Consider the following 14,261-nt stretch of genomic DNA (forward strand, 5'->3'; position numbering starts at 1 on the left):
GGATGTCGCGCCAGGCACTCAACGGCCGATGGCGCTGTGTCGACAGGGGACCTGCTATGACGCCCCCTGCCGATGTCCGTTTACTCGCCGGCCCCCGCCAGGGCCGGGTAGTCGATGTAGCCCTCGGCGCCGCCGCCATAGAGGGTCTCGGGTCTGAGCGCGGCGAGCGCGGCGCCCTGCTGCAGGCGCTCGACCAGATCCGGATTGCTGATAAAGGGGCGACCGAAAGCAAACAAGTCCGCCTTGCCCTGGGCCAGCGCACTGCTGGCCAGCGTCAGGTCATAGCCGTTATTGGCCAGATAGGTCTGCTTGAAGCGCCGACGCAGGGAGGCGAAGTCGAAAGGGGCGACATCCCGGGGGCCGCCGGTGGCGCCCTCGATCACGTGCAGATAGACGACGCCCAGCGCACTGAGCCGCTCGACGAGATAGTCGTACTGCGGCTGGGGATCGCTGCAGGAGATGCCATTGGCCGGTGAGACGGGGGAGATCCGGACCCCGGTGCGATCGGCCCCGATCTCCTTGGCCACGGCGGCGGTGACCTCGAGCAGCAGCCGCGCGCGGTTCTCGATGGAGCCGCCATAGCCGTCGGTACGCAGGTTGGCGCCATCCTTGAGGAACTGCTCCAGCAGATAGCCGTTGGCACCGTGGATCTCGACCCCGTCGAAACCCGCCGCCATGGCGTTGGCAGCCGCCTGACGAAAGTCGTCGACGATGCCGGGAAGCTCCTCCAGTGCCAATGCACGGGGCATAGACACCTCGACGAACTCATTGTTGACGAAGGTCTTGGTCTGGGCGCGAAGGGCCGAAGGGGCCACCGGCGCCGCGCCATCGGGTTGCAGCGCGACGTGGGAGACGCGGCCGACGTGCCACAGCTGCACGAAGATACGACCTCCCCTGGCATGCACCGCATCGGTCACCTTGCGCCAGCCCGCAATCTGCGCCGCCGTGTAGAGGCCGGGGGTATCCTGGTAGCCCTGCGCCTGGGCCGAGACCTGGGTCGCCTCGGCGATCAGCAGACCCGCCGTGGCCCGCTGGCTGTAATAGGTGGCGGCATGCTCGCTCGGGACCAGGCCGGGGCCGGCACGGTTGCGGGTGAGTGGCGCCATCACGATGCGGTTGGCGAGGGCGATGGGGCCAAGGGAATAGGCCTCGAAGAGTCTCTTGTCTGTCATGGCGTGCCTCTGTCGTGTGGAACATGGGTCTGGGAAGGAAGGTAGTCCGTATCCCGACATGGCGCCGCCAGGCTCGGGGGCTGCAAGGGTCAATCCAGGGTCAGGGCGTTCAACCCCTTCCCGGGGTCTGCGCATTAAAGATGACGATCATAATCTTTTCAGTCAAGCATTTTGATGATGACCAACATCAATGTATAGTGTTCACCACTTCCATGATTCAGAGGAGGACCGGGTATGAGGGTCACCAAGGCACAGGCTCAGGCAAACCGGGCACACATAGTCGCCACCGCAGCCAGGCTGTTTCGCGAGCGGGGTTACGATGGCGTGGGAGTGGCAGATCTGATGGCGGCGGCCGGCTTCACTCACGGCGGTTTCTACAAGCACTTCCCCGCCAAGGCGGATCTGATGGCGGAGGCCGCCGCCTGCGGCTTTGAACAGAGCCTGGAGAAAACCAGTGCCCTGGCTAGCCCCGAGTTTGTCAGGCACTACCTCTCCAGAGAGCACCGCGATGCCCCAGGGGATGGCTGCATCATGGCCGCGCTGTGCGCCGATGCGGCGCGCCAACCGCCCCAGGTCAAGGCTGCCTTCGAGGCCGGCATTGAAGAGATGCTGGCCCGCACCTGTGGCCCTCACGACACGCCGGATACAGAGGAGACCCAGGCCCATCGCGCCAGGAGGATAGCGCTGATGGCACAGATGATTGGCGCCATCATGCTGTCACGGGCCTGCCCGGACGAGTCGCCATTGGCCGATGAGATCCTGGCTGCCTGCCGCACAACCCTGCTGTCGCAGGTTGCCTCTTGCGAAGAGGCGGCCACCGCCGAGCCAAACCGGGACGCTTGAGCCGGTCATCCAGACTCGCAGGCCGGCGCCGGCCTGCTCCACCCCTTCGTTCCTTCCCGATCCTCGGATCCACCCCCTCATCCCCTGCCTGTCATTCCCCGATCCCCCTGTTCAAGGGCATATCCATAGTTTTTATGCACTTAAATCGGAAAAGGGTCTGTTATTGAACCACCTCAATTTTTTACCCCTTTAGGGGTGCCAGAATACCCACTAACCCTTTAGGGGCAAATAACCACAACAGATGCTCCCGGGCCCCAGGGCCAGTGCGGACATGGATTCAATCACACGAGGTAATGGAATGATCTTGATGGAATTTTTGGTGGTGCTCGGCTGCTTGCTGCTGGGTACCCGCTTTGGGGGCATGGGACTGGGTCTCATCAGCGGCATAGGTCTGTTCCTGCTGACCTTCGTGTTCGGCCTGGTGCCGGGGGAGCCGCCTGTTCAGGTGATGCTGACCATACTGGCGGTGATCGGCTGCGCCGCCACCCTGCAGACCGCCGGTGGCCTCAACCTGATGATGCAGGTGGCCGAGCGCCTGCTGCGCCGTCACCCGCAATACATCACCATACTGGCGCCGCTCACCACCTGGACCCTCACCTTCCTGTGCGGTACCGGCCACGTGGTCTACACCATGTTCCCCATCATCGCCGACATAGCGCTGCAGAAGAACATCCGTCCCGAGCGCCCCATGGCGGTGGCATCCGTTGCCTCCCAGATGGCGATCTGCGCCTCCCCGGTCTCCGTTGCCGTGGTCTCCATGGTCTCCATTCTGGCGGCCGGTCACGGCATAGGTCAGGCCTACGGCCTGCTCGACATCCTGATGATCGCCATCCCCTCCTCTCTCACGGGTGTGGTCATGGCGGCCCTGTGGAGCCTGCGCCGCGGCAAGGATCTGGACAAGGACGAAGAGTTCCAGGCCAAGATCCAGGATCCGGAGCAGCGCGCCTTCGTCTACGGCGGCGGTGAAACCCTGCTCAACACCAAGTTCCCGAAAGAGGCCTACTGGTCTACCTGGATCTTCTTCGCCGCCATCGCCGCCGTGGTCTTGCTCGGTGCCAACGAAGGGTTGCGTCCGGTGTTCACCATCAAGGACAAAACCGGCCCCCTCTCCATGAACCTGGTGATCCAGATGATGATGCTGATCGCCGGCGCCATCATCCTGATGCGCTGCAAGGTCAAGCCGGGCGACATCTCCAATGGCGCCGTCTTCAAGGCGGGCATGGTCGCCATCTTCTCCGTGTTCGGGGTTGCCTGGATGAGCGAGACCTTCTTCCAGGCCCACATGCCGCTGCTCAAAGAGACCCTGGCCCACGTGGTACAGGCCCAGCCCTGGACCTATGCCCTGGTGCTCTTCCTCATCTCCAAGCTGGTGAACAGCCAGGCCGCCGCGCTCACCGCCATCGCCCCCATGGGTCTGGCGCTGGGTGTCGAACCCAAGCTGCTGATCGCCTTCCTGCCGGCGAGCTACGGCTACTTCGTGCTGCCGACCTACCCGAGCGATCTGGCCTGTATCGGTTTCGACCGCTCCGGCACCACCCGCATCGGCAAGTTCATCATCAACCACAGCTTCATCATACCGGGGCTGATCGGGGTCAGCAGCTCCTGCGCCCTGGGGTATGTGCTGACCACCATCTTGCTGTAATCCAGACGGCGTTCGCCGCGCCATCCCCAACGGGCCCCTTCGCGGGCCCGTTGCCTTTCCCGCCCTCCCGCTTTGCCAAGCGCCCGCCGGCTCGGTAGCATGCCTCATCTTTCATGATTGGAATCAACCCCCATGTCTCGCGTCATCCTGCTCTGGAGCGGTGGCAAGGATGCCATGCTGGCCCTCTGTCATGCCCGCGATGCGGGTCATCAGGTGGTGGCCCTGGTCACCTTCGCTCCCCCTGAGCCCCGCTTTCTCGCTCACCCCTTGCCGCTGGTGCGCCGTCAGGCGGCGGTCCTCGGGCTGCCCCATCTGCTGGTCACCATAGAGGCGCCGTTCGAGCAGAGCTATGAGACGGCGCTGAGCCGCCTGCAGCACGAGTGGGCCCTGGATGGTGTAGTGACCGGCGACATCGACAGCGTGGGGGGCGCACCGAACTGGATCCGCGAACGCTGCCAGCCGCTCGGGCTCGCCGTCCACACCCCGCTCTGGCAGCAATCTCGCGAGGCGCTGCTGGCGGATATGCTGGCCCGCGGCATCGTCGCCCACCTCTCCTGCGTCGATACCCGGGTGCTGGCGCCGGATTGGGCCGGGCGAGTGCTGGATGCCGCCACCCTGACCGAGTTGCAGCAACTGGCCGAGCGTGAAGGATTTGATGCCTGCGGCGAGCAGGGGGAGTATCACACCATGGTGATCGACGGCCCGGGCTTTGCCGCCCCGCTGCGCCTCGATGGCTGGCAGGTGGCGCACCAGGATCATCTGGCCTATCTGCTGGAGGACGAGGGGTGACGCCTCACTAAGGCGGCACATAAAAAACGGGAGGCAACAGCCTCCCGTTTGGATTTCAGCGAACCAATTTTGAGCGGGCCAATAAGGACCCGAACATGGAATAAACCGGCTTATTTCGCCAGCTTGCCCAGCACCCGCTGCAGCAGGCGAATGCGCGGCGCTATGCTACCCAGCAGCAGGAATTCCGCCTCCGAGTGGAAGCCGCCCCCCATGGGGCCAAAGCCATCCAGGGACGGCACACCGGCGGCGGCGGTGAAGTTGGCGTCGGAGCCGCCCCCCGCCTCCAGCCAGTTGAAGGGGATCCCCTCCTGCGCTGCGGCCGTCTCCACCAGCGCCATCAGGGCCCGGGTGTCTTCACTCGGGCGCATCGCCGGCTTGAAGCTCTGGCGATCCACCTCGACCCGGCAACCGGCAAGGAAAGGATTCTTGGCCATGAAGCTGAGCCGGTTGTGCACCGCAGCGGCCTCTTCGTTACTCCAGAAGCGCAGATCGACGATCGCCTCGGCGAAGTCCGGCACCACGTTGACGCCGGTGCCCCCCTGCACCCCCCCCACGTTCATGGTGGTGCCCGTCTCCAGGTTCACCTGCTCGTTGATGGCCAGCACCCAATGGGCGAGCTCGGTAATGGCGGAGATACCCTCGGCCAGGGCAGAGCCCGCGTGGGAGGCCTTGCCGTGGAAGCGGATGCGATACTTGGCGTTGCCCTTGCGGGCGCTGATAAGATCCCCGCTCGGACGGGCCGCCTCGGCCACCAGCACGCAGCCACTCTGCTTGGCTCGCTCGACCAGCCAATCCTTCGACCAGGGGGAGCCAATCTCCTCGTCGCAGTTGCAGCAGACCAGCACCTTGAGCTTGGCCAGCACGGCCGGGTCCATCCCCTTCAAGGCATACCAGGTGGAGAGCAGGCCGCTCTTCATGTCAGAGACGCCGGGGCCGAAGGCCTGATTGCCTTCGACTGTCAGCGGGCGTTTGGCCGCCGTCCCCTCGGGGAAGACGGTGTCCATGTGGCCCACCAGCATGACGTCATAGTGATCCGCCCCCGGGGCATTGGTTGCCTCGAGGCAGGGGCCGCACTCGGCGGCAAACTGGTGGCGGCTCACCTGCCAGCCGATGGCCTCGTATTTTTCGGTCATGATGTCGGCCACCCGAGCCACCCCGGCCGGGGTGCGGGTGCCGCAATCCAGGTTGATGAGGGGGGCCAGATCCGCCAGATAGGCGTCCAGGGAAAAAGCGTTGCGAGGATCTGTCATCATCGTCTCCAAAGGGCAAAAGGTCGGGCCTCGCCCTTGCGCAGAGTGAATGGAGCGGGCAGCCTTGCCACCCGCCCCGCCATTACATAAACAGCAGATAGTTGAGCAGCAGCGCCGTCACCAGGGCTCCGGCCATGGGTACGCAGGTGCGCTTGACCACCACGAAGGGGGAGACCTTGGCGATCCCCGCGCAGGCGATGAGCACAGCTGCTATGGGGGAGACGGTGCGGCCTATGCTGGAGGCGAGCTGCATCGGCAGCAGCATGGTCACCGCCGGCACGCCGAACTTGGCCGCCACCGCGGGGGCCAGGGTGGAGAAGCTCAGGAAGGCCGCATTGCCTGAGCCCATGATGACGGCCGCCACCATGATGAGCCCCACCATCACCAGCGTCATCAGGCCGCTGCCGATCCCGGCATTGCTGGCAGAGTGCAGCAGGGTGTCGATGGCGCCGATGGCCTTGAGGGACTCGGCGAACAGCTCGGCGCAGACGATGAGCGCCACCACGGGGCCAAACACCTTGCCCATGCCGTCGAGGAAGCTCGACAGTCCGGCCATGGCGGTGCGCACCGAGCGGGTGCGCAGCAGCTCGCACAGCATGCCGATGAAGACCGACAGCAGCATGGCCACCTCCACGCTGACGCTGATGGTGGTCACCAGGAGCTTGGAGAAGGTCATCATCAGCACGAAGGGGATGATGGGCAGCAGGGCATACCAGGTCGGCGCCGGCACCTCCTCCTTCCTCTGCTCGTCCAGCTCGGCCGGATCGCCCCGGTGCAGGGCGGGATCCCAGCCATCCTGGCGATCGCAGTGACGCTGCCAGAAGAAGTGCAGCACCATGGTCACCAGCAGCATGGGGGCCACCAGCCAGATCTGGTAGTCGACGAAGTAGCTGGTGGGATCCATACCGGACTGACCGGCCGAGAAAATGGCGTTGGTCTGGGTCGGACCGATCTCGAACGCCTGGGAGGTGGCGATGACGCCGCAGGCCGACGCCGGGCTGATGCCGAGGTTGCGCATCACAGGGTACATGGTGACCATCAAGAGCAGGCCGAGGCCGGTGGCGGAGGTGACGAACAGCGACACGAACACCGCCACCAGGTAGCAGATGGCCAGCATCAGGTAGCTGGACCGGATGCCCGCCACCGGCTTGACCGCCACCCGCACCAGGGACTGGGAGGCGCCGATATGGGACATGTAGGTGGCAAAACCCGCCACCGCCATGATGGTGAGGCCGAGCCCCGCCGCCCGGTAGGAGAAGATCCCCTTGAACACCTCGAACAGGTCGAACAGGGCGAACCCCGTGCTCTTGTCGGCAGGCAGTATGGGGTGCAACCCCAGCCAGTAGGCCACCGCGAAGATGGCCATGCCTGCCAGCGCCAGCACCGCCTGCGGGTTGTAATCCTTGACGATGCCGTAGACCACGGCCATCAGCACGAGCAAGACGAATAAGAGTTCCAAAGTGTGCTCCTGATAAGATTATCGAGGATCGAAATCTAGTGGCGAGCCCCTCCTTTCCCCTTGATCCCTATCAATAAAATTGGCTTGAATGACAAAAAGCAGCATTAAATTTTGATAAATCAAATAAAATTGGTACATCAATCCAGTCCCGACCCACTAGAATGCCCTGCATGAGATCCTGGCCAACAACCTCCACTTTTTTTGCGTTGGATCAACGCCCGTCAGGGGTGAACTGGCCAAGATGCCCGTCGATACAGAGCGACCATTTCGCACCGGAGAGAGTTATGACAAGCCAAGCCACCGCAGGTGTCTCTACCTGCGACTACAAGCTGTGGGACATCCTCGTCGAGTCTGCAAAGGAACGCACCACCATTCGTTATTCCAAGCTGGCCAGGCAGGCAGGGCTGGAACAGTGCCAGGATGAGCTGCGCACCCTGCTGCAACGCATCCGCATGTACTGCACCGAAAACAACCTGCCGATCCTCTCCGCCATAGTGGTGGACGACGTGGGCAAATACACCGGCCTCTCCTCCAGCCTGCCGGATGCGCCCTGGGAGCGGGCCCGGGTCTTCGACCACCAGTGGACCACCCTGCACTGATAGCCCCTTCCCCCAAGACGCGCCCCAGGCGCGTTTTGGCTATCTGGCCCCTCGCTTTTTCTCCCCCTCCCCGCTGGTAAAACCAGCCAGCCCGGCCATGAGCGTTGCCATGGCTGGGCCACAATGCCAGAATTGGGCCCTTGCACGATTTCACGTTCGGATTTCAGGGCCCCGGGCCCGCAGACATAGGATCTCCCATGGCCACCACCCTCTATGGCATCAAGAACTGCGACACCATCAAGAAGGCCCGCAAGTGGCTGGACGAGGCTGGCATCGACTATCGCTTTCACGATCACAGAGCCGACGGCCTCGAGCCTGCCCGGCTGGACGGCTGGCTGGCCCAGTTGGGCTGGGAAGCCCTGCTCAACACCCGAGGCACCACCTTCCGCGCCCTGCCGGAGGAGGCCAAGCAAGGGCTGGACGGCGCCAAAGCCCGCGCCCTGCTGCTGGAGCACCCCGCCATGATCAAGCGCCCGCTGCTGGACCGCGATGGCGAGCTGACCCTGGGGTTCAAGGCAGACCACTACCAATCCCTCTTCTCTCGTTAAACATTTCTGTTAAGGAACGCCGATGTCGGATGTCATCGCACTGGCCAAGGATCTGATCCGCCGCCCCTCAGTTACCCCGCTGGACGAAGGGTGCCAGACCCTGATGGCGGAGCGCCTCGCGCGCCTCGGGTTCGTCATCGAGCCCATGGTGTTTGAAGACACCACCAACCTCTGGGCCCGCCGTGGCAGCGAGGGACCGCTGTTCTGCTTCGCCGGCCACACTGACGTGGTGCCCGCCGGCCCGCTGGAGAAGTGGCACACCCCGCCGTTCGAGCCGACCATCAAGGACGGCATGCTCCATGGCCGCGGCGCCGCCGACATGAAGGGGTCCCTCGCCGCCATGGTGGTGGCCACCGAGCGCTTCGTGGCCCAGCATCCGGACCACAAGGGCTCCATCGCCTTCCTCATCACCTCGGATGAAGAGGGCCCCTTCATCAACGGCACGGTGCGCGTCATCGACACCCTGGAGGCGCGCAACGAGAAGATCCGCTGGTGCATCGTCGGCGAGCCCTCCTCCACCAACCTGGTGGGGGACGTGGTGAAGAACGGTCGCCGCGGCTCCATCACCGGCGATCTGCTGGTGCGCGGGGTACAGGGTCACGTGGCTTACCCTCACCTGGCGGACAACCCCATCCACAAGGCGGCCCCGGCCCTCGCTGAACTCGCCGCCACCGTCTGGGACGAGGGCAACGCCTACTTCCCCCCCACCAGCTTCCAGATAGCCAACATCCAGGCCGGCACCGGTGCCTCCAACGTCATCCCCGGCGAGTTGCAGGTGCAGTTCAACTTCCGTTTCAGCACAGAGCTCACCGATCTCGACATCCGCGAGCGGGTCGAGGCGCTGCTGACCCGTCACGGTCTGGACTTCGAGCTGAAGTGGACCCTCTCCGGCCAGCCCTTCCTGACCGACACCGGCGCCCTGCTGGAGGCTACAGTGGCCGCCGTGGCGGCGGTCAACGGTCAGCAACCGGCCCTGCTCACCACGGGGGGAACGTCCGATGGGCGCTTTATCGCCCCCACCGGCGCCGAGGTCATCGAGCTGGGCCCGGTCAACGCCACCATCCACAAGGTGAACGAGTGCGTGAAGGCGGAGGATCTGGATCTGCTGGCGGACATGTACCAAGGGGTGCTGGAGCACTTGCTGGCATGACCCAGGATCAACTGCTTGGGCTCGACGAGAGCCACCTCATCCTGGTGGGGCGCGGCCCCCACCGCCTGACCGCCGCCACGGCTGCGGCCTTCAACGACATGCAGGTGGCGGCCGCCCATGAGGGGTTCAACCTGCAGGCCGCCTCCAGCTGGCGCAGCTTCGAGCGCCAGCTCGCCATCTGGAATGGCAAGTGGCGCGGGGAGCGGCCCCTGCTGGATGCGAACAACCGGCCGCTGGATGCGCTGCAACTGAGCGACGAGGAGCGCCTCCACGCCATACTGCGCTGGAGCGCCCTGCCGGGCACCAGCCGCCACCACTGGGGCACGGATCTCGACATCTATGATCCCGACTGCCTGCCCGCCGGTACCAGGCTGGCGCTGGAGCCCTGGGAGTACGAGGCGGGCGGCTGGTTTGCCGATCTCGGCGAATGGCTCGGGGATCACATGAGCGACTTCGGCTTCTTCCTGCCCTATGCCAAACCGCTGGAGGCGGCTCAGGGGGTCGCCTACGAGCCCTGGCACATCAGCTTCGCCCTGGAGTCCGCTGAACAGCGGCTGGATCCGGATGCGCTGGCGCTTTGCCTGCAACAGGCGGATATTGAAGGCAAGGCGTGCATACTGTCCCATCTCGACGAGATCCTGGCCCGTTATGTCACTGCCGGTCACACCGAAAGGAGAATCTGATGAGTCTGTGGTTATGGATAGGCCTGCCGCTGCTGTTTCTGCTCGGCCTGTTTCTCAATGCCATCAAGGACATGAAACAGCTCGAAAAGCAGTTGCCGAAATACAGGGACAAGATCCGGGAAGTCAAGGACGACGAGGACGACTGACCTCCCCCGCAGGAGCCCGATGGCGCTCCTGCTCCCCCTTGCCGGGCTCGATGCCAGCCTGCTGGCACCCCGGCCCCGGCCCCTGAAAATGGGCACCGATTGCCACTCCCGCCCCCTCTTTCTCGCCCCTCTTTAGCCTCGCGCCTGCTGCTTAAAAACAGCACAACAACCGTAAAAAACTGCAAATCGATGCACAATTAAGCCACACAAAGGGGTGCAATCTGCATATAATGTGCCTGTTTTGCCGTCCGCTATAAGGAGTTCGCCATTGGATGCCACCACCATCAACAGTTTCTTTTTTATCGGTGCCTTGTTGGTGGGAGCCAGTGTCCTGTTAAGTGCGCTCTCGTCCCGGGTCGGCATCCCCATCCTGGTCATCTTCCTCGCCGTCGGCATGCTGGCCGGTGAGGATGGCCCCGGTGGCATCCACTTCGCCGACTACTCTGTCGCCTACCTGGTGGGCAACCTGGCGCTCGCCATCATATTGCTGGATGGCGGCATGCGCACCCGGGTCTCCTCCTTTCGGGTCGCACTCTGGCCCGCCCTGTCGCTCGCCACCGTCGGGGTGGCCATCACCACAGGCCTGACCGGTCTTGCCGCCGCCTGGCTGTTTGATCTGAACCTGATGCAGGGGATGCTGATCGGCGCCATCGTCGGCTCCACCGATGCGGCGGCTGTGTTCTCCCTGCTCGGCGGGCGCAGCCTCAACGAGCGGGTCAGCGCCACCCTGGAGATAGAGTCCGGCAGCAACGATCCCATGGCGGTCTTTCTCACCGTCACCCTGATAGAGGTGCTGGCCACCGCCCAGCAGGGGCTGGACGCCGGCTTCCTGCTGCTGCAACTCATCAAGCAGTTTGGCCTGGGCGCCGGCATAGGCCTAGCCGGGGGCTGGCTGCTGTGGCGGCTCATCAACACGGCCCGCCTGGCCCCCGGGCTCTATCCGCTGCTCACCGTCAGCGGCGGCCTGCTCATCTTCGCCCTCACCACAGCGGTGGGGGGCAGCGGCATCCTCGCCATCTACCTCACCGGCCTGTTGCTCGGCAACCTCTCCCTGCGCAGCCGCAGCACCACCTTGTCGGTGCTGGACGGCCTGACCTGGCTCAGCCAGATCGGCATGTTCCTGGTGCTGGGGCTGCTCGCCACCCCGAGCAATCTGCTGCCCATCGCCGTGCCGGCGCTGGCGCTGGCCATGTGGATGATACTCTTTGCCCGCCCGGTGTCGGTCTGGATAGGGCTGCTGCCGTTCAAGAACTTCGCCCCCCGGGAGCGCTGGTTCATCTCCTGGGTCGGCCTGCGTGGCGCCGTGCCCATCATACTGGCGGTCTTCCCCATGATGGCGGGGCTGCCCAACGCCCAGCTCTACTTCAATGTTGCCTTCTTCGTGGTGCTGGTCTCCCTCATCCTGCAGGGCAGCTCGCTGCCGCTGGCCTCCAGGCTGGCGCGGGTGGAGGTGCCGGCGCCGCCGTCCCCCATCAACCGCTCCGGGCTCGAGATCGATCTCGACAGCCAGTGGGAGACCTTCGTCTATCGCCTGAGCGCCGAGAAGTGGTGCATCGGCTCCCCCCTGCGGGAGCTGCGCATGCCCCAGGGTACCCGCATCTGCGCCCTGTTCCGCGGCCAGGAGCTGCTGCACCCCTCGGGCAGTACCTGCCTGCAGTCGGACGACATCCTCTGCGTCATCGGCCACGAGCGCGATCTGCCCGCCCTCGGCCAGCTGTTCAGCCAGGCGCCTGAGCAGGATCTGGGCCCGCGCTTCTTCGGTGACTTCCTGCTGGAGGCGACCGCCAGGCTGGTGGATCTCGCCCCGCTCTACGGGCTGGATGTGAGCGAGGTGGCGGATCAGACGCTCGGCGATTTCATTGCCCATCAGTTGGGCGATAATCTGGTAGTGGGTGACCACGTCGCCTGGCAGGGCCTGCTCTGGACGGTGGCGGAGATGGAAGAGGGTGAACCTCGCAAGATAGGGGTACGCTTCCTGGAAGAAGATCCGGTCTAGGACGCAAGCCGGACCCTGTTCAATACACATACTCGGCGCCCGTTCCCGCCAAGACGGTGAACCTGCGCCCGGCGAGAAGGGAGTGACCCATGCCTTATCAAACCCAGTTGTCTGGTCTCTATCCTCCCTCCCCCCGACTGGGGCTGATCGAGGGCTTCTTCGGCAAGGGCTGGAGCTGGGAGGCCCGCGCCCGCTACGCCCAGTGGCTGCCCCGCCATGGCTACGGCTTCTACCTCTATGCCCCCAAGGAAGACGGCTACCTGCGCAAGCACTGGGCCGAGCCCTGGCCGAGGGAGCAGCTCGACCACCTGCGCCAGCTGGCCCGGCAGTGCCGGGAGAACGGCCTCGCCTTCGGTGTGGGGTTGAGCCCCATGGGCGCCCATCACGACTACGCCCACAAGCGCCCGGCCCTGCTCGAGAAGGTGCACCTCATCGAGGAGGCGCTCCAGCCCGACATATTGGCGGTGCTGTTTGACGACATGAAGGGGGATACCCCGGATCTCGCCCACTGGCAGCTCACCATAGCCCACGACATCGCGGCCCACACCCGCGCCAGCCGTCTCATCTTCTGCCCCAGCTACTACTCGACGGATCCCGTGCTGGAGAAGGTGTTCGGCGCCATGCCCCCCCACTATCTGACGGATCTGGGCCAGGGGCTGGACAAGCGCTTCGACATCTTCTGGACCGGCCCCAGGGTCTGCTCCACCGAGTACCCGGCCGCCCACCTCAGGCAGGCCGCCGACTGGCTGCACCGCAAGCCGTTCCTGTGGGACAACTACCCGGTCAATGACGGCAGCAAGGCGAGCAGCTTCCTGCACCTGCGCGCCTTCGAGCACCGCCCGGCAGAGCTCGCGGATCTCACCGCCGGTCACGCGGTCAATCCCATGAAGCAGGCGGCGCTCTCTGTGCTGCCGCTCGCCACCCTGCCCATGAGTTACCGGCTCGGCCGCCAGTACGATCCGGATCAGGCGCTGCACGCCTCCCTCAACGCCACCTGCGGGCCGCAGATCTCCGCCATGATAGAGGCCGACCTGCCGCTGTTTCAGGACATAGGGCTGGCCCAGCTGACACCTGAGCAGGTGACTCACCTCAAGGCCCGCTACCTGCCATTCCAGGATCAGGGCTGCGTCGCCGAGATCCTGCGCTGGCTGGACGGCGAATACGTCTTCGATCCCGACTGCCTCACCGACTGACCCCGGCCGTCAGCCGCCCACGAAAAAGGCCACCTCCCGGCAGGGAGGTGGCCTTTTTCATTCCTATCCCCTCAGCCGAAGGCCAGCCAGACGCCCACAAACAGCATGAGCGAGCCGGCGATGCGGTTCATCAGGGTGACGTTGCCGCTCTTGGCGAGGAAGTGGCGCAGGGTGCGGCCACCGCTCGCATAGAGCAGCAGGCAGGAGAACTCGATGACCAGGATGAGCACCACCAGGGCGCTGATCTGGGGGGCCATCGGCTTGGCCGCATTGATGAAGGGGGGCAGCAGGGAGACCATGAAGGCCCACCCCTTGGGATTGGCGATGGCGGTGACGAAGCCCTGCAGCGCCAACCCGAGCGGCTTGGTCTCCTGGCCGGCGGAGAGATCCGCCGGAATCGCCATCTTGCCCTTGGCCTGCCACATCTGGATGCCGAGCCAGACCAGATAGGCGCCGCCCACGTACTTGAAGGCCGAGAACAGGGCCGGATAGTTGAGCATGACGGCCGCCACCCCGACCACAGAGAGCACGGAGACCAGGCCGACGCCGATGAGCTCCCCCCACATCATGTGCAGGGTGCGGCGCACCCCCAGACTCATGCCCAGGGTCATCGCCAGGGTCATGCACATGCCGGGGGTCACGGAGACAAAGAAAAACGTGGGAATAAAGAGCGCCAAGATGGCGGGATCAATCCAGTGAGACACACTACACCTCCAGGTAACAAGCAGTCGATCTTGCCTATCACACTCTTTTAACACAAGAAAAACCTTTTCCTTCAGCAAGAATTCAGC

Annotated in this window: 14 protein-coding genes; 10 read left to right on the forward strand and 4 right to left on the reverse strand. The window is 64.5% G+C overall.

Features of this window, described 5'->3' with window-relative positions; translation table 11 throughout:
• Positions 1-80: 80 nt before the first annotated feature.
• The gene (locus tag HB860_RS12785) at positions 81-1,172 is read right to left on the reverse strand and encodes an alkene reductase (protein WP_247626888.1); all 1,092 of its coding nucleotides are present in this window, start codon (positions 1,170-1,172) and stop codon (positions 81-83) included.
• Between the two features lie 234 nt (positions 1,173-1,406).
• Here HB860_RS12785 and HB860_RS12790 point away from each other — a divergent pair, with 234 nt between their 5' ends.
• The 3 genes from HB860_RS12790 (at position 1,407) to HB860_RS12800 (ending at position 4,446) form a co-directional block, all read left to right on the forward strand.
• Positions 1,407-2,015, forward strand: coding sequence for a TetR/AcrR family transcriptional regulator (locus HB860_RS12790; protein WP_247626889.1), 609 nt, complete (start codon positions 1,407-1,409; stop codon positions 2,013-2,015).
• Positions 2,016-2,313: 298 nt separating this feature from the next.
• Positions 2,314-3,657, forward strand: coding sequence for an anaerobic C4-dicarboxylate transporter (locus HB860_RS12795; RefSeq protein ID WP_025326310.1), 1,344 nt, complete (start codon positions 2,314-2,316; stop codon positions 3,655-3,657).
• A 132-nt stretch (positions 3,658-3,789) separates the two neighbouring features.
• The gene (locus tag HB860_RS12800; protein ID WP_247626890.1) at positions 3,790-4,446 is read left to right on the forward strand and encodes an adenine nucleotide alpha hydrolase; all 657 of its coding nucleotides are present in this window, start codon (positions 3,790-3,792) and stop codon (positions 4,444-4,446) included.
• A gap of 110 nt (positions 4,447-4,556) precedes the next feature.
• On the opposite strand, the gene HB860_RS12805 is transcribed toward HB860_RS12800, so the two are convergent.
• Positions 4,557-5,696, reverse strand: a complete 1,140-nt coding sequence (locus tag HB860_RS12805; RefSeq protein ID WP_247626891.1) for a M20 family metallopeptidase — start codon at positions 5,694-5,696, stop codon at positions 4,557-4,559.
• Positions 5,697-5,778: 82 nt separating this feature from the next.
• Entirely contained in the window at positions 5,779-7,155 is a 1,377-nt protein-coding gene (dcuC, locus tag HB860_RS12810) for a C4-dicarboxylate transporter DcuC (RefSeq protein ID WP_247626892.1), read from the reverse strand.
• 284 nt (positions 7,156-7,439) lie between these two features.
• Here dcuC and HB860_RS12815 point away from each other — a divergent pair, with 284 nt between their 5' ends.
• From HB860_RS12815 to HB860_RS12845, 7 genes are all read left to right on the forward strand, one after another.
• Positions 7,440-7,754 (forward strand): hypothetical protein, encoded by a 315-nt coding sequence (locus HB860_RS12815; RefSeq protein ID WP_162519153.1) that lies wholly within the window; start codon positions 7,440-7,442, stop codon positions 7,752-7,754.
• 197 nt (positions 7,755-7,951) lie between these two features.
• Entirely contained in the window at positions 7,952-8,302 is a 351-nt protein-coding gene (locus tag HB860_RS12820) for an ArsC family reductase (protein WP_202046369.1), read from the forward strand.
• A 22-nt stretch (positions 8,303-8,324) separates the two neighbouring features.
• Positions 8,325-9,452 carry a succinyl-diaminopimelate desuccinylase gene (dapE, locus tag HB860_RS12825; protein WP_247626893.1) on the forward strand — a complete coding sequence of 376 codons (1,128 nt, stop codon included), beginning with the start codon at positions 8,325-8,327 and terminating at the stop codon, positions 9,450-9,452.
• A complete protein-coding gene (locus HB860_RS12830) occupies positions 9,449-10,135 on the forward strand; it encodes a M15 family metallopeptidase (protein ID WP_247626894.1) in 687 nt (228 codons plus the stop codon). Before dapE ends, HB860_RS12830 begins: the two co-directional genes overlap by 4 nt.
• Positions 10,135-10,281, forward strand: a complete 147-nt coding sequence (locus HB860_RS12835; protein ID WP_005325762.1) for a hypothetical protein — start codon at positions 10,135-10,137, stop codon at positions 10,279-10,281. The genes HB860_RS12830 and HB860_RS12835 overlap by 1 nt, the downstream gene beginning before the upstream one ends.
• Before the next feature lie 268 nt (positions 10,282-10,549).
• Complete coding sequence (locus HB860_RS12840) at positions 10,550-12,277, forward strand: potassium/proton antiporter (RefSeq protein ID WP_139435189.1); 1,728 nt, start codon at positions 10,550-10,552, stop codon at positions 12,275-12,277.
• Between the two features lie 89 nt (positions 12,278-12,366).
• Positions 12,367-13,470, forward strand: coding sequence for a beta-N-acetylglucosaminidase domain-containing protein (locus HB860_RS12845; protein WP_247626895.1), 1,104 nt, complete (start codon positions 12,367-12,369; stop codon positions 13,468-13,470).
• Between the two features lie 71 nt (positions 13,471-13,541).
• On the opposite strand, the gene HB860_RS12850 is transcribed toward HB860_RS12845, so the two are convergent.
• Positions 13,542-14,174, reverse strand: a complete 633-nt coding sequence (locus HB860_RS12850; protein WP_139435193.1) for a LysE family translocator — start codon at positions 14,172-14,174, stop codon at positions 13,542-13,544.
• Positions 14,175-14,261 lie beyond the last annotated feature (87 nt).

The sequence above is a fragment of the Aeromonas genomosp. paramedia genome (genome assembly GCF_023093515.1).
GTDB lineage: Bacteria > Pseudomonadota > Gammaproteobacteria > Enterobacterales > Aeromonadaceae > Aeromonas.